Here is a 23,215-nt window from a genome sequence, read left to right on the forward strand (position 1 = left end):
ACGAGGATTGCGCTATGACGAACACGACGTGCCTTTCTTCCAGCCGGCCGTGGCCGATCCGCCCCGCGCTCGGCATGGCCGCGGCGCTCGCCCTTGCCGGCGCCGCCACGCCGGCGACCGCGGGCGCCGAGACACCGTGGTTTCCGATGAAGATTTACGATGCGTCATCCGGCACGCCGAAGCCGGCGGACTACACGCCGCTGCCGAAGGCCGAGAAGCCCTACAAGCTCTGTGTGCTGTTTCCGCACATGAAGGACAGTTTCTGGGTCGCCGTCGCCTACGGCATCGTGAAGCAGGCCGAGGCGATGAACGTCAACATGAACCTCTACGAGGCCGGAGGTTACGAGAACCTGCCCAAGCAGCTGTCGCAATTCGACGACTGCATGGCGAGCGGACCGGACGCGATCATCGTCGGCGCGATTTCCGGCGCGGGCCTCAGCAAGAAGTTCGAGGAGGCCAAGGCCAAGGGCGTTCCGGTGGTCGGCGTCACCAATCCGCTGCCGCCGAATGCGCTGCCCGCGGCCAATTACGTCGACTTCGTCGCCATGGGTGAGGTCACCGGCGAAGGCCTGCTGGCGCAGACCAAGCCCGGCGACAAGCTCAACATCGTGACGTTTCCCGGTCCGGCCGGCTCCGGCTGGGCAGAGTCGTTCAACGAAGGCTTCAAGAAGGCCGTCGCCAAGAACCCCAACGCCAAGATATTGGCCGAGAAGTTCGGCGACTCCGGCGTCGCCGTGCAGCTTCAGCTCATTCAGGACGCATTGCAGGCCTATCCCAGCATGAATGTGATCTGGGGCACCGCCCCTACCGCCGAAGCCGCCATCGGCGCCGTCGCCGAGGCCGGCCGAAGCGATCTGAAGATCGTGTCGTCCTACGAGAACCAGGCCATGCTCGACGCGCTGAACCGCGGCGACATCCTCGCCTTCGCAACCCAATATCCGGTCGGCGAAGGCGCCATCGCGATCGACCAGGCGGTGCGTCTGATCGAGAAGAAGCCGGTCGTGAGTCTCGTCCAGCCGGTGGCCGCCGTCATCGACAAGACCACCGTGCCGAAACTGCAGATGGATCTCGTGCTGGCGCCGGCAAGCTGGACGCCGGTCTACTCGGTCAAGGCCAAATAAGCCGGTCCGAACCGCCACGGCGGGAGCGCGCTCCCGCCTGCACGTCCACGCCCCCGGAGAAGCTGATGAGCGACGCGATCGATCCGAAGCCGGCCGAGCCCTTGCTCCAGTTGCGGGGGATATCAAAGCGCTTCACCGGCGTCCGTGCGCTCGACCGCGTCGACCTCGATGTTCATGCGGGCGAACTTCACGTCCTGTTCGGCGAGAATGGTGCCGGCAAGTCGACCCTGATCAACGTCGTATCCGGCACGTTTCCACCTGACGAAGGCACGTTCCATTTCGGTGGCGAGGAGATCCACCATCTGACGCCGCAGCGGGCGCGCGAGATCGGCATCAGCCCGGTGTTTCAGGAATTCTCGCTGATCCCGAGCCTCACCGTGGAAGAGAACCTGTTCCTCGGCCGCGAAATCACGCGCGGCGGCGTGTTGCGCACGGACGAGATGCGCAAGCGCGCGGCGGCGCTGATCGACGAGCTCGGCTTCGACCTCGACCCGTCGCAACGGGTCGACGACCTCTCCCGCGCGCACCAGCAGATGGCCGAGATCGCCAAGGCCCTGCTCGGCCGCGTCCGCCTTCTGATCCTCGACGAGCCGACCGCCTCGCTGACCGAGCGCGAGACCGGACGGCTGTTCGAGCTGATCGCGCGATTGAAGCGCCAGAATGTCGGGCTGATCTACGTCTCGCATCGCATGCGCGAAATCCGTGCCCTTGCCGATCGGATCACGGTGCTGCGCGACGGCCGTCACATCCGGACCCTCGAGGCCGCCAGCTCGACCGACGGCGAGCTGGTGGAATTGATGACCGGCCGGACTATCGACCTGCTGTTTCCGGCCATCGCGCACCAGCCGGACAAGGTGATGGTCGACGTCGAGAACCTGACGCTCGCCGACCGCAGCGTTCAGGAGGTCAATTTCCATGCCCGAGCCGGCGAGATCACCGGCATCGCGGGCCTCGTCGGCTGCGGCAAGTCGGAGCTGATCCGCGCGATCTACGGGATCGAGCCCACGACATCAGGCACGATCCGGATCGACGGGCGGCCTTACCAATTTCCGGCCCCGCGGCGAAGCCTCGAGCGCGGCATCGCCTACTTCCCTGCCGACCGGATCACCGAAGGCCTCGCGCTGTCCCGTCCGATCCGCGAGAACGCGTCGATGACCGGGCTCGACCTGCCCGCCTTCGCCCGCTTCGGCATTGTCCGGCAAGCCGCCGAACGCGTGACAGTCGCGGGCATCATGGCGCAACTGCGGCTGAGGCCGCCCAACATCGAGCGGAGCGCCGGCGCATTGTCGGGCGGCAACCGTCAGAAAGTGATGCTGGCGCGCGCGCTAACGCGCGAGCTGACCGTGTTCCTGTTCGACGAGCCGAGCGTCGGCATCGACGTCGGTGCCAAGCTCGAGGTCTACGAGTTCATGAAGCGCCTCGTCGAGGCCGGCGCCGCCGTGATCGTGGTGTCGTCCGAACTGCCCGAGGTGCTGGCGCTGTCGAACCGGCTCTACGTCATGCATCAGGGCCGTATTGCCGCCGAGCTGACGGGCGCCGAGAAGACCGAGCAGAATGTGCTGTCGAGCTTCTTCCGCGATCATCTCACCGCGGAGGTCGCATGAATACGATGCTGGTCGCCGCGAGTCCGCACCGCTCGATCAGCCTGCGATCGATCGCAGGACGGATCGGGCTGCTGCCGGCCCTGCTGGTGCTGCTGGTGGCCGGCATGTCGGCGGTCGATCCGCAGTTCTACGGCATCATCAACGTCCTCAACATCCTGCGCAACGCTTCGCTGCTGGCGATCGTCGCCTGCGGCCAGGCGCTGGTGATCATCGCCGGCGGCTTCGATCTGTCGGTCGGCGCAGTCGTCGCCCTGGCGAGCGTCGTCACCGCAAAGACCATGGCGGTCACCGCGGCGGCATTTCCCGGCTCCAACGCCCTCATCATTGCAAGCGGGGTCGCGGCCGGGCTCGGTTGCGGCGTCGCGGTCGGGCTCGTCAACGGCTTCTGCGTGGCGAAGCTCAAGGTCTCCGGCTTCGTGGTGACCCTGGGCACGATGTCCGCCACCGCTGGTGTCGGCCTCATGATCACCAATGGCATCCCGGTTTACGGCATGCCCGAGATATTCGTGAAGGGCTTCGGACGCGCCCAGGCGTTCGGTCTGCCGACCGCCGCCCACGTCGCGCTGATCGTGATCCTGATGATGGTGTTTGCGCAGCGGCGCACGCTGTTCGGCCGCTACGTCTACGCGATCGGCGGCAATGTCGATGCCGCCGTGGTATCGGGTGTGACGATCCAGCGCCATATCGTGGGCACCTACGTGGTCTCGGGCGCCCTTGCGGCATTGACGGGCATTCTGCTGACGGCGCAGGTCGGCTCCGGCCAGGCCAGCTTTGGCGGTGACCGGATGATGCTGCAGTCGATCGCCGCCGCCGTGATCGGCGGCGTCAGCCTGCGCGGCGGCGTCGGGCGGATCGAGGTCGTCGCCGTCAGTGCGCTGTTTCTCACCATTCTTGGCAACGCGCTCAACCTCCTGCACGTCGACTCGCGGCTTCAGCCGGTATTCCTCGGCGTCATCATGGTCGCGGCCGTGGCGCTCGACGAACTCAGCCGACGGAGCAAGCCGCGTGTCTGACCTCGAACTGTCCGTTGCCGCCAAGGACACCGAGCGCCCGAAGCTGACGTTGAGCCGGCGGCTCTGGAGCGCGGTGCTGCCGGTCGCATTGGTGATGCTGTTGCTCGGCTTCGCCGCCGTCGACCGCGGGGTGTTGTCGCCGGCCAACCTGCTCAACATCGCACAGCAGACCAGCTACCTGGCCCTGTTCGCGATGGCGCAGACCGTCGTCATCCTGACCCGCGGCTTCGACCTCGCGCTTGGCCCGACCGTGTCGATGGTCAGCGTCGGCAGCGCCCTCATGATGGCCGGCGCCGCGGCGTCGGGTCACGACTCCGGCACCGTGCTGCTCGCGGGGCTCGGGGCAGGCTTCGCCCTCGGCATCGCCTGCGGCCTCTTCAACGGCGGCGTCATTGCGCTCCTCGGCGTCAATCCTTTCGTCGCGACGCTGGGCAGCTACAATATCGCGATCGGGATCGCGACCACCCTTTCGTCGGGACGGCCGGTGCAAGGCGTGCCGCCGCTGTTCTCGCAAATCTTCTACGGCGGCAGCTTGTTCGGCGTGCCGGCGGCGATCGTCATCACCGCTGCAATCGGCGTTGGGCTGCATCTGCTGCTGGCGCGCACCGTGTTCGGCCGCTCGCTCTATCTGATCGGCACCAACCCGCGCGCCGCGGCCGTCGCCGGCCTGCCGGTCAGACGCATCCTGGTCGCGACCTATGTGCTCTGCTCGGGACTTGCGGCGCTCGGTGCGATCATGCTGACCGCGCGGACCGGATCGGGCGAGCCCAATCTCGGCGGCGCGCTCTCGCTGCAGGCGATTGCCGGCGCCGTGGTCGGCGGAACGAGCCTGGCCGGCGGGCGCGGCGGCGTCGGCACCGCCGTGCTCGGCGCCCTGTTCATCACCATTCTCTCCAACGGCATGAACCTGACCCGGATCGACGGATACGTCCAGATGGTCGTGCTCGGCGCGATCGTCATCATCGGCGTGCTGCTGGATCGCCTGCGCCAGGAGCGACGCCAATGACATCCGGTTCCGCCATCCAGAACGCCGCGGCTGCGACGCGCGATGCGCCGGCAACGATCTACGTTGCGCCCTCGCTTGCGGCGGGGCTCGATGCGCTGGGCGAGTACGGTGCGGCGGGCGCGGCCTTCGCCGGCGGCACCTGGATCATGCGGTCGGCGATCCGGCACGAGCCACTGAGCACGCACTACGTCGCCGTGGGGAGACTGACCGAACTGACCGCGGTTCGGATCGGCGGCGATGCAATCGAGATCGGTGCGGCCGTCACGCACGCGGCCCTTGCCGCCGCCCTGGCCGATCTTCCGGAATTTGCCGGTCTCGCCGCGGCCGCCGGCAGCTCCGCCAATCCCGCGATCCGCGCGATGGCGACGATCGGAGGCAATCTCGCGACGTCAGACTTCGCCGCGGCGGATTGCGTGCCGGCACTGCTCTGTCTCGATGCCGACATTGAGATCGCCAGCCGCGATGGGCGCGAGCGCATCAGCCTGGCGCGTTTCCTCGAACTCCGATCAACACTCGCGCCCGGCCGCCTGGTGACGCGGATCATCGTGCCCCGGACCGACCGCAAGACGGCCCATGTCCGGCTGCCGCTGCGCAGATCGGGCGACTATCCGGTCGCCATCGTCAGCCTTTCGGTCAGCCTCGATGCGGCGAACCGTGTCCGGGCGGCGCGGATCGCCGTCGGGTCGGTCGAGCCGAGCGCGCGGCGATGGCCGCGGCTGGAAGCGATGCTGCTCGGGCGGCCGCTCGACGCCGCAGCAGCGGCACGGACTGCGGCCGAACTGACAGACGAGTTCGCCGGCCGCGACGGCGTCGATGCGCCGGCCTGGTATCGTGTCAGCGTGCTGCCCGGCCTGGTCCGCCGCGCAGCAATCGCTGCGCTTCGCTCATGACCGCGGAGATAGCCATGGGATTCAGCCTGACCGTCAACGGCGATCGCCTCTCCTGCGCGGCCGATCCTGCCATCCCGCTGGTCGACATCCTGCGCGAGGAGTTGCATCTGACCGGCGCGAAGCCGGTCTGCCGCGAGGGCTTTTGCGGCGCCTGCATGGTGCTGGTCGACGGCGAGCCGATGCCTTCCTGCCTGCTGCCCGCCGCACTGGCCGATGGCCGCGATATCCGCACGGTCGAAGGCCTTGCGCCCCACGGCCAGCTGAACCGCATCCAGGCCGCGCTGGAGGCCGCTGATGCCGTCCAATGCGGCATGTGCTTTCCCGGAATGGTGGTGACCTTGACGCATCTCCTGGCGACCCGGCCGGATGCCACCCGTGACGACATCCTGATGGTGCTGACCGGAAACGTCTGCCGCTGCACGGGCTATGAACGCATCGTCGAGGCGGCGCTGCTCGCCTTGACCACGACATGACCGGGAGACACAGGGATGTCCGACGTTTCCGCAACGATGGATCTGCGCAGGCGTGACGCCGCCGACAAGCTGCGTGGCCGCACGCGCTACACCATCGACCGCTATCTGCCGGGCATGCTGCACGCCGCGGTGCTGCGCGCCACCGTGCCGTCGGGGCGGATCGTTCGTCTCGATACGTCGACAGCGGCCCGCATGCCGGGCGTGCGCGCGATCGTGACGGCAGCCGACGCGCCCGGCATGATCGGGATCGGCATCGCCGATCACCCCCTCTTCGCCCGCGACGTCATCCGCTACGATGGCGAACCGCTCGCCGCGGTCGCCGCGGTCACACTGGCACAGGCGCAGGCCGCGCTCGCCGCGATCGACGTGGAGATCGAACCGCTCCCCGCGATATTGACCATGGCGGACGCGCTGGCGCCGGGTGCGCGGCTGGTTCATCCGGACTGGCGCAGCTATGAGGTCCTGCTCGAAGGCAGCGCGCGTGGCGGCAACGTCGCCTGGGAGGCGACCGTCGTGCGCGGCGACGTCGATACTGCCTTTGCCCGGCCCGACGTCGAAATCGTCGAAAGCTGCTTTCGCGTCGGCCGGCAGAACCACGTCGCCTTCGAGCCGCGCGCAGTGGTCGCAAGCTACGAGGACGGGCGCTTCCATATCGAGACGTCGACGCAGGTTCCCTGGAGCGTCCGCAATGCAACCGCGCGCCTGCTCGGCGTGCCGGCGTCACAGGTCCGCGTCACCGTGCCGCCGGTCGGCGGCGGCTTCGGTCTCAAATTCGATCTGGCGGTCGAGCCCTTTGCCGCCCTGCTCGCCCGCGCCAGCGGCCGGCCGGTGCGCCTCGTCAATTCACGCGAGGAGGAAATGCTCACCTGCCTGTTCCGCGAGAATGCCGATATCCGCATCCGCTCGGCGGTGACGCGCGAAGGAGACATCGTGGGGCGCGAGGCGGTCGTGCTGATGGACTGCGGCGCCTATGGCGGCGAACAGATCTTCCTGACCACCATGACCGCGCATACGCTCGGCGGCAACTACCGGCTTGGAAGCGTCCGCATGGTGTCGCGCGCGGTCTACACCAACACGGCGCCGAACGGCGCATTCCGTTGCTGCAACGGCGTCTACAACACCTTTGCGCTGGAGCGTCATACCGACGAGATCGCGGCGAGGATCGGGATGGATTCGCTTGCCTTCCGCCGCCGCAACGTGCTCGGCGACAAGGACCTCGGTGCCACCGGCCAAATGTTCGAGGGCAATGTGCTCGGCCCGATGCTCGAGCGGATGGATACGCTGCGCGATGCGGCAGCGACGCCGCCGGCGCGCACCGACGGCCGGCTCTATGGACGCGCTACCACCGTCGGCACCTGGTTCGTGTTCGTCGGCCCGTCGGCGGCGACGGTGAACATGAATGCCGACGGCACGACGACGCTGGTCACGTCGGGCGTCGAGATCGGCTCCGGCTCGATGATGCAGAGCCTGCCGCAGATTGTCGCCAGTACGCTCGGCATCGCGCCCGAGCACGTCATCGTCCGCGCCGCCGATACCGATGCGGCCGGCTATGACGTCGGTGTCGGTGGCGGCCGCACCACCGTCTCGCTCGGCGCCGCCAGCCTGTCGGCCGCACAGGAGGTGCGCACCAAGCTCCTGAAAGTCGCCTCCGAGATGATCGAGGCTGCGCCCGATGATCTCGTGATGCGCGACGGGCGGATCGAGATCGCGGGCGCGCCGGGCTCGGGCCGTACGGTCGCGGAGGTCGCGACCCGGGCCCAGGCGCTGGCCGGCCCGGTCTCCGGCACCGGCGCCTTCACCGGCGCCGGCGTGCCGGCGATGCCCGGCTGCGTCGCCGGTCATTTCATCGATGCAATCGACATCCCGGTTTTCGCGGTCCACGACTGCGAGGTCGCCGTCGATCCGGAGACCGGACATGTCGAGGTGCTCAGCTATCGCGTGGTCCAGGACGTCGGCCGTGCCCTCAATCCGCGCGCGATCCACGGCCAGATCCAGGGCGGTGTCGTGCAAGGCCTGGGCTACGCCCTGCACGAGGAGGTCACGATCGGCAACAATGGCCGGGTTTGCCAGAACGGCTTCGAGACCTATCGTGTGCCGCTCGCGCTTGATGTCGTGCCGGTCGAAATCAGTCTTTATGAAGGGGCGCCGTCGATCGGGCCGCTCGGCACCAAGGGTGCCGGCGAGGTGCCGATCCTCAATGTAGGCGCAGCCGTCGCCTGTGCCGTTGCCAACGCAACGGGAAAGCGGGTGCAGGAGTTGCCGCTGACGCCGCCGCGCGTGCTCGCGCTGCTGCTCGAGCGCAAACCGGAGCTCGCACTGTCTCACATCGCCGAGCTGTGGGTGGACAACCTCGTTCGTCCTCACCACGCGCGCTAGAGCATGATCCGGAAAAGCGCGCGGTTTTCCCCTGGCACAAATGCGAAGCGTTTTGCGCGGAGATCATGCTCGAGCCAAGAGCTGACACGCGATGACGATTCAAACCGATCTCATCGCGCTGTAGGTCGAGGCGCGCGTTAGGAGGATGGAATACCGCCTGACCCGGAGTGCGAGACGGCGAGCGTTGCAAGAATAGTCCTGTTGTTGATCTCGAGCTTGCGGAAGATGTGGTGCAAATGAACCTTGATGGTGCCATCAGCCACTTTCAGGCGGCGGCCGATCTCCTTGTTCGACAAGCCCTCGGATACCAAACGCACGATCTGACGCTCACGCTCCGTCAGCATCGCAAGGTACTTCTCCAGGATCGCACTTTGCGTACCTGAAATCGCTTCATCGCACGCCGGCACCGGCAACATCTTCTGGCCGTCGGCGACCTGCCGCAACGTCTGCACGAGCGTCTCAGGCTCCTCTTCGCTCAGGATGACGCCATAAGCTCCCGCTTGCGCCAATGTGGCGAGATCGCGGTCCTCAACGGAGGTAGCGAGGAACACGAGCCGCACCGCAGGCGCGCCCGAATTTGCGATATCGAGCATCACCTGCCCGAGAACGTCAGGCATCGACATATCCAAAATGGCTATATCGGGCGCAACGCTCCGGATCGCTTCGAAGCAGCTCGCAGTATCATTGCAACGAGCAACAACTTGAAAATCGCTCTCTGCTTCGAGCAGGCAGTTCAGGCCCAATAAAACAATTGGAAATCGACTAGCAATAATCACACGACTGAAATTCATCTACGATCAATCCTCAATCCCCCTCCAGTTCAGCTCGGCGCCCAGTTCATTAACAAGGCTACTCCAATATGACGCTTTTCAGTAAGGTTTTGTTGTCGCGTGCGTCCGTGAATCTACTGCCTGAACGCGCCAACAAGCCGGATTTCAGCAACGCGTGATCGCAGCGGCAGCCTGATTCACCCTTAGCGAGTGTTCGTCAGGATCACACTCATCGACCGGCATGTCCCAAATTGCCTATAACCAACGGTATATAGGGATATTGGGGATTAGCATCTAACATTCTTAAATATTTAAGTGGGCTCTGGACTTTTTTCGTCGCCAGATTGCCGTTTGATTCGGCCCCATCTGACGAAGCTTTTTAAGACGTCGTTGTTTTTAGCTGGGCGGACTATCAAAAAATGGCCGGATTTTAACCGACCAGCCGCTTGTGTTCATTGTAGCGTCCGGGAGAGTTTCCATGAGACGGCGATATCCTTTTTCTATTGTGCTTACTGGTGAAAATAGTCTCCGCAAAGAAGGCCTTGCCAGAATTCTGAATTCAGAGAGCTTTCAAGTCCTGGCTTCGGTATCCGATGCCGACGATCTGCTCGGCAATGATACGCTCCAGAAGATTCCGATCGGTCAGGGATTGCTGCTCCTCATCGTTCATACTGGCGATGATTTTCGCCCGACGATCGAGCAGATCGCCGCCTTCAAGCAACGTCACCCGGAAGGACGCGTTGCAGTCGTTGCGGATCAGTACCGCCTGACCGATTTGGCTGCCGCACTTCGGGCCGGTGCCAGCGGATACTTCATCGACGTGATGAATTGCGATGCGTTCATCAAGTCCATCGAACTCGTCATGATGGGCGGCACGGTGTTCCCGCCGGCCTTCCTGACCTCAGCGCTCGATACCGACGAACGCGACGCAGACGATGCTCCTGCTCCAAACGACAACCATCGCACGGTCGCAGAAGCCGACGACAGGCTCGCTCGGCAACTCTCGCCGCGTGAAATCTCGATACTGCAGTGCTTGATCGAAGGTGATTCCAACAAGTGCATTGCGCGCAAGATCAACATTGCCGAAGCCACGGTGAAGGTTCACATCAAGGCGATCCTGCGCAAGATCCGGGTTCAAAACAGAACCCAGGCAGCGATCTGGGGCCTGAACCATCGGCCTACCGCGGCCTGGCACAACAACGTGCCTGTATCTCAGACCGGTGAGGCCGACCGGCTCCTCCCACCCAAGAGGGAGATTCCCAAGATCGCGAGAGCGGCCCGGCCGGCGCCACTTGGCGGGGTCGATCACACCACGAACTACTTCGAGGTCTCCGTTGCCAACGGCCACGCGCGCAAGGACGTGGACTCTCAGATCAACGGAGCGATCCGGCTGCGAAAATAACCGAAGCTGGTCCGGTCTGGCCGTTCGCCGGGGTTTACCCCGGCGAGGTGTCGGACTGGACCATGCCATACAGATAGACACGGTAAGATAGACACGACGCGCGATGCCGATGCCGAGGCTTCCGCCAAGGCATCTGGATTGCCTATCGTTCCCGCAGCGCTTCCTGCTGGTGCCTTGCCAATGGCGAGAGCAGATAGCTGATGATCCTGCGGGTGCCTGTCTTGATCTCGACCGTCACCGCCATGCCAGGACCAAGCTTGAGCAGCTTGTCCTCCACCTGCATCTGCGTGCGGTCGAGAGAGACGCGGGCCGCATATTCGAGCTCCTGGCCTCTCGGCTCGCTGCCGCCTTGCGCGCTCCCCTGTGCGCGGTCGTTCGACGCGCCTTGCGGCCTGTCGCGCGTGATCGCGTCCGACGACACGCTGAGCACCTCGCCGTGCAGCAGGCCGTAACGGGTAAAGTTGAAGGTATCGACCTTGATCTCCGCCTTCTGTCCCGGATGAACAAATCCGATGTCCCGATTGGAGAGCATGGCTTCGATCTCGAGATGGCTTTCGCTCGGAACCACCACCGCGAGCGCCTGCGCCTGCGCGACGACGCCCCCTACGGTATGAACGGCAAGCTGCTGCACCACGCCATCGACCGGCGCGGTCAACTGCTGAAGCTTCGTACGCTGGTCCGCCTTCACCACCTCCTGCGCGGTGCCCGCGGCCTTCTGCTCGGCCTTTGCGAGGGCGTCGAAGGTCGCACGTCGATATTCGGCGGCCACCCTCTCCTTCGTCTCCCTCAGCAGGGCCACGGCGGCGTCGGCTTCGTGCAGCCGGCTCTGCTGCAGGACGAGGTCCTGCTGCAGGCCAACCAGGTCCTGATACTCGGCAAGATAAGTGACCTTCGAGCCGAGCGCCTTGTCGAGCAAGGTTTTGCGGATATCGACCCGTTCCGTGAGCACCGGTATCGTGGCCTGGATTTTCGCGACCGTCGCGGTAATGGTCGCCCGTTCCGCTTCCTTCTGGCCTTGCTGGCGCTCGATCTCCGCCAGCTTGGCCTGCTGCTCCGCACGCTGGCTGATCAGGAACTGGCGATGCAGATCGATATCGGCCGCACTGGCGCCCCGCGGCGGCTGGAATGCCGCAAGCGGGTCGCTCGCAAGCGCCGCGCGAAGCCGCGCCACGTCGAGTTCGGCAGCCAGCAGGTCGCTCCGGTAACGCTCCTGATCGGCGCCCGTCATCGTGGGATCCAGCTCGATCAGGACTTCGCCGGCCTTGACGCTCTGCCCGTCCCGCACATGGATGGCGCGCACGACACCGGTCTCAAACGGCTGGATCAGCTTGGTGCGGCCGCCCGGCACGATCTTGCCGGTCGCCGTTGCGACGATGTCGACGTAGCCAAACCACGACCATACCAGCGCGATGCAGAATCCCACGATGATGCTCGCCCCGATCGCGCGCCCGATCGGCGACGGCGGCGACTCCGTGATTTCGAGCGCCGCGGGCAGGAACGCGATCTCCTGCTCGCGACGGCGAACCTCGGCCTTCGGGAACGGGATGACGTTTCGGCTAACGAGCGTCATGGAGACCTGCCTGCAGGTGGTGCAGCCGCGCGTAACGTCCATTCGAGCGGATCAGCTCGTCATGGTTGCCGTCCTCGACGATGCGGCCGTGCTCGATCGTGATGATGCGGTTTGCCTGGCGCACGGTGGACAGCCGGTGCGCGATCACGAACACGGTCCGACCGGCCGAGATTCGTTTCATGTTCTGCTGGATCGCGCGCTCGCTTTCATAGTCGAGCGCACTGGTCGCCTCGTCGAGAATCAGGATGCGCGGATCGGTGACCAGCGCGCGGGCGATCGCGATGCGCTGACGCTGTCCGCCGGACAGGCTGCTACCGCGTTCGCCCACCACGGTGTCATATCCCTCGGGCAACTCCAGGATGAAGTCGTGCGCGCCGGCGAGCGAGGCGGCCGCAATGACGCGCTCGATCGGCATCGCCGGATCGGCGAGCGCGATGTTGTCGCGGATCGAGCGATTGAACAGCACGTTCTCCTGCAACACCACGCCGATCTGGCGCCGGAGCCAGGTAAGATCGACCATCGCAAGGTCGACGCCGTCGACCAGCACGCGCCCGCTCTCCGGCACATAGAGACGCTGGATCAGCTTGGCGATGGTGCTCTTGCCCGATCCCGAGGAGCCCACGATGCCGATGACCTGCCCGGGATCGACGCTGAACGAGACGTCGTGCAGCACTTCGGGACCGTCGATCCGGTAGCGGAACGTGGCGTGCTCGAACGTGACCCGGCCACGGATCGCCGGCAGCGCGGCGCGGCCGGGACTCGAGCTCGGCTCGGGAATGGTGTTGAGGATGTCGCCAAGACGGTCGACGGACAGCCGGGCCTGATGGAAATCCTGCCAGATCTGCGCGAGCCGCAGCACCGGCGTGCTCACGCGCGCCGCCAGCATGTTGAACGCGACGAGCTCACCGACCGTCAGTGCTCCGTCGACCACGAGCCGGGCGCCGAAATACAGGGTTGCGGCGGCGACCAGCTTGCTGATCATCTGGACCGCCTGGCTCGCCGTATTGTTCAGGCTCAGCACGCGGAAGCTTGCGGCCACATAGCCAGCGAGCTGCTCCTCCCAGCGACGCTGCATTTGCGGCTCGACGGCCATCGCCTTCAGCGTCTCGACGCCTGTGACGCTCTCGACCAGGAACGCCTGGTTCTCGGCGCCGCGATTGAATTTCTCGTCGAGACGCCGACGAAACAGCGGCGCCGCGCCCGCCGATATGCCGATATAGAACGGGAACGACGCCAGCACGATGACGGTCAGCGTCGTCGAGTAGTAGAACATGACGGCGAGGAACACGAAGGTGAACACCAGATCGATCGCCAGCGTGAGCGCCGAGCTGGTCAGGAACTGACGGATATTCTCCAGCTCGCGGACGCGCGCCACCGAATCTCCGACGCGGCGCGTCTGGAAGTAACCGATCGGCAATGCCATCAAGTGATGGAACAGGCGGGCGCCAAGCTCCACGTCGATCCGGTTGGTCGTGTGCGCGAACAGATGGACGCGCAGCGTACCGAGAATGGTCTCGAGCACGGTCAGCGCGACGAGGCCCGTGACCAGCACATCGAGCGTGCTCATGCCGCGGTGCACGAGCACCTTGTCGATGACCACCTGGAAGAACAGCGGCGATATGACGGCGAAGACCTGCAGGAAGAACGAGGCGACCAGGACCTCGCTCAGCAGGCGGCGATACTTGTGGATCGCGCCGAAGAACCAGCTGATGTCGAAGCGCCGGGACATGTCGGTCAGTGCAGCGCGCCGCGTCATCAGGATGATGTCGCCGTCCCACATGGCCTCGAGCTCGGCCTGCCCGATCATCTGGGGCTGCGGCAGCAACGGGCGCTGGACCAGGAGCTTGTCGTCGACGATCTTGCCGAGAATCAGGAACCCGCCGTCACGCAGCACCGCGATCGCCGGGAGCGGCGTCACGGCAAGCCGCTTCCAGTTGGTTTTCTGCAACCGCGCCTTCAGCTCGAAATTCCGCGCGCAACGTATGATATCGGTGACGCCGAGGCGGTCGGTGCCGGTCCGATGCCGGATTTGCTCCGGATCGGCCGCGATGCCGTGACAGCGCAGCAGGATCGCCAGCGCCATCGCGCCCGATTCATCCCCGTCGCCCGGTTCGGTCGCGCTCACCTCAGCGGCACCGTCGGGTCGACCGGACCGGCGCACAAGTGCGGGAAGCTCGCGGACCCGCCGCATCAGGTCTTCGCACAGATACTGGACCATATTGCGCGCGCGCACGCCCAGGCCAGTGAACCAATGAAGCGCCCGGTGCGCGGCGGGGCGCGACTCGGTCGAGATCAGACGACCATCCCAGATCGCCTCGAACTCGGTGCGCGTGATGCGCCGCGGATGCGACGACGACGGATGCAGCACAAGCGCTTCGTTGCCGTCGATCTTTCCGAGCAGCAGGAATCCGCCGTCCTGCAAGGCAGCGATTCCAGGCAACCGGATGTTCGCCAGCCGCGTCCAATCGGTCGTCCACGAACTCGCCTTGAGACCGAGCTCGCCGGCGCAACGCAGCATTCCGCGGATACTTGTCGCCCTGCTTCCGCAGAGATCGCGGATCTTGTCGGAATCAACGTTCACACCATTAAGTCGCAGGAACAGAGCCAGGGCTCGAAGCCCGTGCTCTGCGGCATCGGCATTTCCATTCTGGATCGCCATCGATTACTCGATTGTTTCGCGGTCAGACGACCGGCTTCAACAAATTCCCTTTTTATGCATTCCCAGAAAACGAAACGGTATCGTGCCCGGCCGCTCAAGCGCGCGAACGTCGCTTGCCCGGCCGGGCAGCCGCATCAATGTTGCGGCTTGGTCAGATACGATTGTTCGTTCCAGCCCCCGCCCTGCGCGGCAGCCATAACGAGTTGCCCCTGAGCACTGCTGCCCTGGTGACTTGCCAGATACTGACTCAACAACGCGAAGTTCTGATTCGCCACCGTATTCGTAGCCGTCGACGGCGGAGGATCGGTCACCGTGATGCTGCTCGACGCGTACGTCCGAACGCCGGTCGTCGGGTCGGTCGCGGTTGCCGTGATGGCGAGCGTGGCCACCGGACGATCGGTGCCCCTGTAGTTCGACTGCAACGTCAATCCGCTGTCGACCTGCGCCGCGGTGAGTGTGATGTCCCTTCCGCCCCTGTACGTACGACCATCAAGATTGTCGGTGATGGTCTCGTATCTCGGCAACCCCTTGATGGTCACGGACACGGAATCGTTGGGATCGGCGGTGGTCACCTTGAGGCCAAGATCGACGGTCCCGCCCCCTCCGTCCACCGACAGCGAGGTATCTGCGACCATGAGTACCGGCGCGACGGGTGACGTCGGCGGCGCCGTGACGGTCGTCGGAGAGACCTGTAGCCCAGTGAACGTCTTCACCGCGCCAGCAAGGTTCGCGGTGGCGCCGCTTGCATCCTTGATGCTTGCAGTGCCTGGAAGATTGAGCCCGGTGATCGCAAGCGCCGCCGTCTGCAGATCGGTCTGCGCGATGGTCGTCCGGAAGGTCAGCGCACTGGTCCCCGAACCGCTCACATAGGTAGCGGTGCCGCCATCACTGAGCGACAGGGTCGGCGTGCCGGTCACGTTGACGACCTCGTTGAAGCCGACCGTAAATGTGACGGCATCGCCAGTATGCTTGATCCCGGTCCCCGGCGAAGCCGTAACCTGCGTCACCGCCGGCAGAATCGTCGGCGTGGTCGGCTGTGACGGGGTTGTCGGGGTCGTCGATCCGGTGACGTTGGCGCCAGTGACGGAGCCGGCGCTTCCGGCCGCCCGATAAAGCTGGATCTCGTCGATCTGCATCGGCATCGACGAGGGGGTCGAACTGTCGAGCGCAGTGTGCCAGCCGGCCGCGTTCGAATTCGCGACCTGGTTGCTCATGATCAACTGCATCGGCTCGTTCGGAATCGGGACCTGCGCGCTGGTCACGGTCGCGATCTGCCTTCCGTCGAGATACCAGGTGATCGATTGCCCGGGCACCCAGTTGATGCCGTAGGTGTGGAAGCCGGCCGTGAGGTCGATGCCGGTATTGACGGTGCCGCCGACCGTCCCCGAGGGCGTGTGAAGATGCCAGGTGAAGGCCTGGTTTGCCGGCCCGTTGCCGGTATATCCCCCCTCCTGGATATCGATCTCGAAATTGTCGCCGCTGCTCGAGCCTGCGCCGGGCATCAACCACAGCCCCGGCCAGGCACCGTCGCCGCTCGGCGCCTTCATGCTGATCTGAAGGTAACCGCCGTCAAATTCGAGATTGCCATAGCTGCTGACGGCGCCGGACGTGATCGGAAACGACTGGACCGTGCCCTGGTTCTTGCCGGTGACGGACTGCTTGACTGCCGTAAGATTCAGCACTCCGTTGCTGACGGTCACCTGGCTCGGCATGTCGTAGTCGGCATCGTACGGTCCGCCCGGCCCGCTCCCCCCCGCCCCATAGCTATTCCATGCCCAGCCGTTCGCGGCGCGACTGGTGATGTAGTTGTGCCAATAGCTGTCCAGCGTCGTGCCGGTAAAGCTTTCCTGAAAGACGAGATTGCTCGACGTGAAACCTGCTGGCGCGGCAAGTGCCATTCCATGTCCCTTCTGGAAGATTGAACGAAGAATTCCACCGTCGCGAACTGCGCGACCCATTCCAACATCGCGAACTGCGCGATTATTCCCCTGCCGCGAATCGCGCGACATACCGCATGCCCGTCGCCTGATGGCGCGGGCACATTGCAACGCAGTGGAGATTTCGAGGTACGCCCCTTCGACTGCTAGTCGGTTGGCTAAAGATCAAGTATGGCGAAAAATGGTTTCAAAATGAACTTCACACAGGCGTTTGCGGAACGGTTCGCCTTATTCACATAACATTTTGACGCAGAAGCCTTACTTCGATTCGGATTTCTTCAATTGGGATTTAATTCTCGACCCGATCGCCGCGAGATCGCTGATGTCGAGACCGCGCGGCAAGCGACTCGAGGTCGCGCAGCGGCTGTCCGAGAAACTGGCGGAAGAACTGAAAGCTAGACGTGACGATATCCGTCGGGATTCTTCAGCTGCCAGTGCCAGTGATCCGCGCACATCTGCGCCAGCGACTTGGCCGATTTCCAGTGCAGCGCCTGTTTCGCAAATGTCGGATCGGCACAACAGATCGCGACGTCTCCGGTCCGGCGCTCGGCGATCTCATACGGAATCGGTCTGCCGCTCGCGGCTTCGAACGCCCGAACCACCTCCAGAACGCTGCTGCCGCTTCCCGTCCCGAGATTGACCGTGAACACCCCGGGCTGTTCGAGGTGGCGCAACACGCTGAGATGGCCGGCCGCAAGGTCGACGACATGAATGAAATCCCGGATGCCGGTGCCGTCCGGCGTATCGTAGTCGTCTCCCCAGATCCGCAGCTTCGCCCGCTTTCCGATCGCCACCTGCGCCACCAGCGGCACGAGATTGTTGGGAACGCCGATCGGGTCTTCGCCGATCAGACCGCTCTCATGCGCGCCGGCCGGATTGAAGTAGCGCAGGATGCCGATGCGCCAATCCTCCTCCGAGCGATGGAGATCCTTGAGCATTTCCTCGACGAAGAGCTTGGTGCGGCCGTAGGGATTGGTCGGCGCCAGCGGATGCCTCTCGTCGAGCGGCAGGTAGGCGGGCATGCCGTAGACGGTCGCGGACGAGCTGAAGACAAGCGTCTTGACGTCAGCACGTTTCATTGCCGACACCAGCCGCATCGTTCCCACGACATTGTTGTCGTAATAGGTCATGGGATGAACGTTGGAATCACCGACCGCCTTGAGCCCAGCAAGATGGATGACCGCGGTCACGCCGCACGACCGGAGCACGTCGTAGATCGCCTCCTCGTTGCGGATGTCGACGCAGTGAAAGCCAAGCGGCCGCCCGCAGATCGCTTCAACGCGCGCGAGCGCGGCCCGGTTGCTGTTGCAGAGATTGTCGACCACCACGACATCGAGCCCCGCATCGAGCAGCGCGATGCAGACGTGGGTCCCGATATATCCAGCGCCTCCGGTCAGCAAGATCATGTCAGTCACCGTATCGGTCGAACAGGCTTTCCGTGCCGTGTCGCGCTAGGATCTCTCGATCTCGGCGCGCGACGACAATTGCTGTGACAAGGCGTCGGCGATGCCGCCGAGGCGTGTCGTGGTGTAGGCAAATGCGGTGAGGCTGAACCCGGCCACGATTGCTCCGGCGCGCCGCGCGGCGTCGAACTTGCCGCGCATCGCCGCACCGAGCTCGCTCGCCACGGCGCGTGGCAACACTTCGCGAACGTAGCGTTGCTCCGATTTGAGCCCGTCGCCGGCCCCCGCCAGATTCCGCAACACGGCCTTGGCGGTGCCCTCGATCAGGCAGCGCTGCACGAAGTACGTCCAGGTGGCGCGCTGCGGCGGCACGACGTGGTGCACCCGCGCGCGCCGTCGATAGGCCCAGTAGCCGCCGGGATAGAGGCGCGCCGCCCGGATGCAGAGCTCGGTCTCTTCGCAACTCTCGGCCTTGCCGCCGAACCGCGCCCGGCCGCTGACAGAAAATCCGAGCTTGCGGCGTCCGAGATCCGATGTGAAGCCGCCGGCAGCGCGCAACACGTCGGCCCGCACCGACATGTTGGCGCCGATCGGATTGCGGATGCGGCCGTCCTCCACATGCATGCCGGCATAGGTGCAGCCGACGACCCAGCCGAACTCGGCGGGAAACCAGGAAGGCGGCGGTGCTTGCCACAGTGGCAGCACCGGTCCCCCCGCCCCCAGCACCGCTGGATCCTGGTAGGCCTCCAGCAGATCCTCAAGCCAGCACGGCTCGGCGGCGGCATCGTCATCCAGGAATGCGATGACCGATCCCGTGGCATGCTCCGCTCCCGTCATCCGTCCACCGGACAGACCGGGTTGCCCGCTGTTGGAGAGGACGGTGACGCCGCCGATCTCCTGCGCGGCGCGCGCGCGCAGGGCTTCGTTGTTGTCGATCACCAGGATGATTTCCCTGGCGGCCCGGGTCTGGGCGCGGACCGATGCGACTGCGCGCTGCAGCACCTCCCAGCGGTCCAGCGTGTGCGCGCAAATCACAACAGATGCATCGATCATGGCGTTCTCCGTCCGCTGTCCAAAGCCTGGCTCGCCTCGCGAGCCTGCTTCGCTCGTGCCGCCGCCGCCTTGAAGACGTTCCAGATCGCGCTTCCATCGTTGCGGATATCGAACTGATCGTGCTCATCGACAGGAAAGCGGCCGCTGTCCTGACGCGACACCAGGCGCCAGACCATCCAGCCGGCGCAATTGGGGTCGCGCTCAAGCCTGTCGAGCCACATGGCGTAGGCCGCAGCCGAGTCCGCATTGGAGCGCGCGTAACCGAACTCCTCGAGCAGCACCGGCTTGTTGGCGCGGGCCGCGATCTGGCAGAACTCGGTGATGCTGTCGCCGAACTGCTGGACCGTCAGCTTGTAGTAGAGCGGGTAACCGTGCCAGGTCCCGAAATCGAGCGTCGAGATCGAAAGATCCGACAGTTTGTCGGACACGTTGGCATGCCCTGAACTGACGAGATGATTGGGGTCGAGGAACTTGACGTAGGCGGACATCTCGGTGGTCCAGGCCAATCGCAAGCTCTCCGGACTGGCATTGCCCTCGTTCATCAATTCCCAGGCCATGATGGTCGGGTCGTCGCGGTAGACAATTCCGGTGAGCGAATTGGGACGCTGCACAACGTGGCGAACCCAGTTCATGTAGTCGCGCCGCGTGCGCCGGTCGCGAAAGAAGAAACCGGACTTGTCCTCGCTGCCATACCAGGCCCGCATCTGCTGCGCGCCGCCGGTGTAGGCCCAGAAGTCCAGGAAGGCGATGATCAGCTTCAGGTGCCGCTTGCTCGCTTCCGCGATCAGGAAATCAACCTTCTGCATCCCGTTGGCGCCGTCGTTGAACGACATCCCGCCTTCGCGATCGTCCCAATAGATCAGATAGGCCCCCTTGACGCCGAGATCGCTCGCGTCGGCCTGCGCCCGCCACTCCCAGATCGTCGCCATGCTCCCGTCAAGCGATCCGATGACGGGCTGAAGGAATGTGCGGACCACGTTGGCGCCCATCGCCACCGCGTCATCGAGCACGCGGGTGACCTCTTGCTGCGATCCGAAGGTGAGATAATGGTTGTTCACGCCGGTCACGAAGAACGGCCTTCCGTCGGCCGTGAAACGCGTTCCCTGAGCCTTGATGAAGGCCGTTGACGATGGTCCGTCCGCTGCTGGACGATCCGCTGCGTTCACCGCTGCCGGAGCCGAGAGCAACGCATACAGCAGGACGCGCAGTCCGATCTTGCGCAGCCCGCTTTTCGCGCCTTTCCAGTCGACATTCATTCCTCCACGTGACTATCGCGCCCAGGTGAACGCAACGTCCCCGAAGGATTACTCCCTTCGGCATCGTGCTCCGACCGGTTGTTTTCACTACAGTATCGGCTGGGCAAGGCGATCGACGGGCTCCGCGTCAAACATGGCAAGCTGAGATGCAGCAGTATGGATAATGCGCCATGACGAATACCGACGTTGTGGTGATCGGCGCAGGCCTGGCCGGCTCGACCACCGCCGCGATATTGGGGCGCGCGGGCATCCCCACCACCCTGATCGATCCTCATCCGGTGTACCCGCCGGATCTGCGATGCGAAAAGCTGGATCGCGGGCAAATCGCGATCCTGCACAAGACCGGCCTCGACGGCGTTGCCCTGGCGGCGGCGACGTTCGACGGCGCGATGCGTGACGGCAAGGCCTGGATCGCCCGTTTCGGACGCGTGATCGACAAGCGCCCGGGCGGACAGTACGGCATCCTGTACGACGACCTGGTCAACGTCATGCGCAGCGCCGTCCCGCCTGACGTGTCGCATATCGTCGCCAAGGCAGTTCGTATCACCACCGGCGACACCCATCAGCAGGTCGCGCTGTCGAACGGCACCACCGTCTCGGCGCGCCTTGTCGTGCTGGCCAACGGATTGAGTGTCGCACTGAGGGACCAGCTCGGCATCGAGCGCACGATTACGAGCCCTTGCCACTCGATTACCGTCGCCTTCGACATCAAGCCTGGTTTCGGCAAGGCATTCGACTTCGCGGCCCTGACCTATTATCCGGAACGCACCAGCGACCGAATGGCCTATCTCACGCTGTTTCCGATCGGAACGTCGATGCGGGCGAACCTGATGGTCTATCGAACCATGGACGATCCATGGCTGCGGGAGATGCGCCACAATCCCGGGCCCGCCATGTTCGCGTTGATGCCGAGCTTGCGCCGGATCATCGGGGACGTCGAGGTGGTCGGGCCGGTCAAGATCCGCCCCGCCGACCTCTATGTCAGCCAGGGCCACCGCCAGGCCGGTATCGTCCTGGTCGGTGACGCGTTCGCAAGCTCCTGTCCTGCTGCCGGCAACGGTACCGGCAAGGTTTTCACCGACGTCGAACGGCTGTGCAACGTCCATATTCCGAACTGGCTTGCAAGTCCCGGCATGGCCGCGGACAAGATCGAGCAGTTCTACGACGATCCGGTCAAGCGCGAATACGACGAAATCTCCAAGTCGTGGGCCTACCGGTTGCGGTCGATGTCCATCGAGGAAGGCCTTGGCTGGAGCATCCAGCGCAGGCTGCGCTTCCTGATCGGCAGCGCGATCTCCGCAGCTTGCAAGATCGGCGTGCTCTCCGACGGAAATCAGTTCGTGCCTGACGGATGGACGCAGCGTCTGCGCGACCGCACCTAGGCAGTTGCGGCAACCGGCGCGACGACGCGGTCGACATGCGCTGCAGCGAGGACAGGCGCGACGGCCGGCAACGCCTCTAGGTGCCCTTCCGGGGACGCCGGACCGCATGCCAGATCCGGCCACGCACGTGGCGGAATTTCTGATAGCCTTGGTGCTCCGCGACCTTCATCGCGAAAGCAAGCGGATTGCGCGCGCGCACGTCGATCAGCGTGTCGACCATGGTTCGTCGGCCGGTCCACAACTGCGACATGATTCCGTCCGCCGACGAGCACGAGTCGATGGTGTCGACCTGACCGGACTCGAGCAGTTCTTCCGTGATCTTGCTGATCAGCAACGCCCCCGGTGAAAAGCCGGCGAACGCCGCATCGAATGCGGTCTTCCATGTGTAGGCCCGGCGGCCGCTGAAAATCAGCACCTGCGCCGCGATCGCAACCCCATCGACGTGCAGCAGAGCGACCGAGGCCAGATCGAGCGCGGCGAAGTCTCCGATCAGTTGGCGGGCGAACCGTGCATCGCCGGCGTTGCAAAGCAGCGCCGTTCCCTGCTTGCCCTTCCAGCTCGCCGCCTCGAGCGCGAGGAAGGTTTCGAACGCCGCTCGGGTTTCGGCGGGCGTCCGGCCGTTCACAATCTCGACCCGCCCCGTCGCGGACAGCCGATTCCAGTCCTGGCGCAGCTTCTTGCGGGTCGATCCTGATTTCTTGATGCCTGCACCGGAATCCACGAACGCGCGTTCGACGCGAACCAGCTCCCGGTATTGCCCCCTGCCCTCGAGCTGCCGCAGCATCGCCGGATAGACCACCGGATCAGCTTCAAACGACTGCAACCTGATGACCTTGGGCAGGCGGGGGTCGCGCCTGATCAGCTCGAAGAATGCCGCCACCACCTCGTCGGTACGAGCGCGGTCGACCACGGCATTCGAGGTGAACGCGTAGTTGTACGGGATCGCTTCCAGGAACGCGGGCGAGGCCAGCAGATTGCGCCCTTCGCGCAGCGCCCAGAAGCCAACTGGGCAGTGAGGCTCCACCGCCTCGTCCCAAGCAATCAGGACGTGGATCTTGGCGAACCCGGTTTCGGCGGCCGCAAGCAGCGCCGCAGGATGCATGAATGCATTGCCTTCGGCGTGCGTGACGAGCTCGTCCCAGGGCCCGCAGAGTTCGGCACTCGGTACGTAGCTACACGCTGAAATCAGCCCATTCTCGGCCTGTTGCCAGCTCACATTCATGCGTCCAAATGACGCTCCGGACCTGAGAAGCGCAACGTCACCGAAGGATTACCCCGTCTGGCATCACACATCGGGGCG

Annotated in this window: 17 protein-coding genes; 9 read left to right on the forward strand and 8 right to left on the reverse strand. The window is 64.7% G+C overall.

Going from position 1 to position 23,215, the window contains the following annotated elements; all coding sequences use genetic code 11:
• Positions 1-14: 14 nt before the first annotated feature.
• The 7 genes from torT to BRSPCE3_RS02585 all read left to right on the forward strand — a co-directional run bounded on the left by torT (position 15) and on the right by BRSPCE3_RS02585 (position 8,483).
• The gene (gene torT / locus BRSPCE3_RS02555; protein ID WP_244064074.1) at positions 15-1,121 is read left to right on the forward strand and encodes a TMAO reductase system periplasmic protein TorT; all 1,107 of its coding nucleotides are present in this window, start codon (positions 15-17) and stop codon (positions 1,119-1,121) included.
• Between the two features lie 65 nt (positions 1,122-1,186).
• Complete coding sequence (locus tag BRSPCE3_RS02560) at positions 1,187-2,725, forward strand: sugar ABC transporter ATP-binding protein (RefSeq protein ID WP_244064075.1); 1,539 nt, start codon at positions 1,187-1,189, stop codon at positions 2,723-2,725.
• The gene (locus tag BRSPCE3_RS02565) at positions 2,722-3,738 is read left to right on the forward strand and encodes an ABC transporter permease (RefSeq protein WP_244064076.1); all 1,017 of its coding nucleotides are present in this window, start codon (positions 2,722-2,724) and stop codon (positions 3,736-3,738) included. The genes BRSPCE3_RS02560 and BRSPCE3_RS02565 overlap by 4 nt, the downstream gene beginning before the upstream one ends.
• Positions 3,731-4,744, forward strand: a complete 1,014-nt coding sequence (locus BRSPCE3_RS02570; RefSeq protein ID WP_244064077.1) for an ABC transporter permease — start codon at positions 3,731-3,733, stop codon at positions 4,742-4,744. Before BRSPCE3_RS02565 ends, BRSPCE3_RS02570 begins: the two co-directional genes overlap by 8 nt.
• Positions 4,741-5,634 carry a xanthine dehydrogenase family protein subunit M gene (locus BRSPCE3_RS02575; RefSeq protein ID WP_244064078.1) on the forward strand — a complete coding sequence of 298 codons (894 nt, stop codon included), beginning with the start codon at positions 4,741-4,743 and terminating at the stop codon, positions 5,632-5,634. Before BRSPCE3_RS02570 ends, BRSPCE3_RS02575 begins: the two co-directional genes overlap by 4 nt.
• Positions 5,635-5,648: 14 nt before the next feature.
• The gene (locus BRSPCE3_RS02580) at positions 5,649-6,107 is read left to right on the forward strand and encodes a (2Fe-2S)-binding protein (RefSeq protein ID WP_244064080.1); all 459 of its coding nucleotides are present in this window, start codon (positions 5,649-5,651) and stop codon (positions 6,105-6,107) included.
• A 15-nt stretch (positions 6,108-6,122) separates the two neighbouring features.
• Positions 6,123-8,483, forward strand: coding sequence for a xanthine dehydrogenase family protein molybdopterin-binding subunit (locus tag BRSPCE3_RS02585; protein WP_244064082.1), 2,361 nt, complete (start codon positions 6,123-6,125; stop codon positions 8,481-8,483).
• A 137-nt stretch (positions 8,484-8,620) separates the two neighbouring features.
• On the opposite strand, the gene BRSPCE3_RS02590 is transcribed toward BRSPCE3_RS02585, so the two are convergent.
• Positions 8,621-9,274 (reverse strand): response regulator transcription factor, encoded by a 654-nt coding sequence (locus BRSPCE3_RS02590; protein ID WP_244064084.1) that lies wholly within the window; start codon positions 9,272-9,274, stop codon positions 8,621-8,623.
• A 457-nt stretch (positions 9,275-9,731) separates the two neighbouring features.
• Between BRSPCE3_RS02590 and BRSPCE3_RS02595 the strand changes: the two genes are divergently transcribed.
• Positions 9,732-10,655 (forward strand): response regulator transcription factor, encoded by a 924-nt coding sequence (locus BRSPCE3_RS02595; RefSeq protein ID WP_244064086.1) that lies wholly within the window; start codon positions 9,732-9,734, stop codon positions 10,653-10,655.
• Between the two features lie 142 nt (positions 10,656-10,797).
• Here the strand turns inward: BRSPCE3_RS02595 and BRSPCE3_RS02600 are convergent, their stop codons facing one another.
• From BRSPCE3_RS02600 to BRSPCE3_RS02625, 6 genes are all read right to left on the reverse strand, one after another.
• Complete coding sequence (locus tag BRSPCE3_RS02600) at positions 10,798-12,225, reverse strand: HlyD family type I secretion periplasmic adaptor subunit (RefSeq protein ID WP_244064088.1); 1,428 nt, start codon at positions 12,223-12,225, stop codon at positions 10,798-10,800.
• The gene (locus tag BRSPCE3_RS02605; RefSeq protein WP_244064090.1) at positions 12,212-14,884 is read right to left on the reverse strand and encodes a type I secretion system permease/ATPase; all 2,673 of its coding nucleotides are present in this window, start codon (positions 14,882-14,884) and stop codon (positions 12,212-12,214) included. Before BRSPCE3_RS02605 ends, BRSPCE3_RS02600 begins: the two co-directional genes overlap by 14 nt.
• 134 nt (positions 14,885-15,018) lie before the next feature.
• Positions 15,019-16,782 carry a family 16 glycosylhydrolase gene (locus BRSPCE3_RS02610; protein ID WP_244064091.1) on the reverse strand — a complete coding sequence of 588 codons (1,764 nt, stop codon included), beginning with the start codon at positions 16,780-16,782 and terminating at the stop codon, positions 15,019-15,021.
• 434 nt (positions 16,783-17,216) lie between these two features.
• Positions 17,217-18,227, reverse strand: a complete 1,011-nt coding sequence (gene galE / locus BRSPCE3_RS02615) for a UDP-glucose 4-epimerase GalE (protein ID WP_244064092.1) — start codon at positions 18,225-18,227, stop codon at positions 17,217-17,219.
• Between the two features lie 45 nt (positions 18,228-18,272).
• Positions 18,273-19,277, reverse strand: coding sequence for a glycosyltransferase family 2 protein (locus BRSPCE3_RS02620; RefSeq protein ID WP_244064094.1), 1,005 nt, complete (start codon positions 19,275-19,277; stop codon positions 18,273-18,275).
• Entirely contained in the window at positions 19,274-20,533 is a 1,260-nt protein-coding gene (locus BRSPCE3_RS02625; RefSeq protein WP_244064095.1) for a cellulase family glycosylhydrolase, read from the reverse strand. The genes BRSPCE3_RS02620 and BRSPCE3_RS02625 overlap by 4 nt, the downstream gene beginning before the upstream one ends.
• Before the next feature lie 170 nt (positions 20,534-20,703).
• Between BRSPCE3_RS02625 and BRSPCE3_RS02630 the strand changes: the two genes are divergently transcribed.
• Positions 20,704-21,915: an NAD(P)/FAD-dependent oxidoreductase gene (locus BRSPCE3_RS02630; RefSeq protein ID WP_244064097.1), complete on the forward strand. Its 1,212-nt coding sequence runs from the start codon at positions 20,704-20,706 to the stop codon at positions 21,913-21,915.
• A 76-nt stretch (positions 21,916-21,991) separates the two neighbouring features.
• Here the strand turns inward: BRSPCE3_RS02630 and BRSPCE3_RS02635 are convergent, their stop codons facing one another.
• Positions 21,992-23,137, reverse strand: coding sequence for a GNAT family N-acetyltransferase (locus BRSPCE3_RS02635; protein WP_244064098.1), 1,146 nt, complete (start codon positions 23,135-23,137; stop codon positions 21,992-21,994).
• Positions 23,138-23,215 lie beyond the last annotated feature (78 nt).

Origin of the sequence: Bradyrhizobium sp. Ce-3 (assembly GCF_022835695.1) — a bacterium.
Lineage (GTDB): Bacteria > Pseudomonadota > Alphaproteobacteria > Rhizobiales > Xanthobacteraceae > Bradyrhizobium.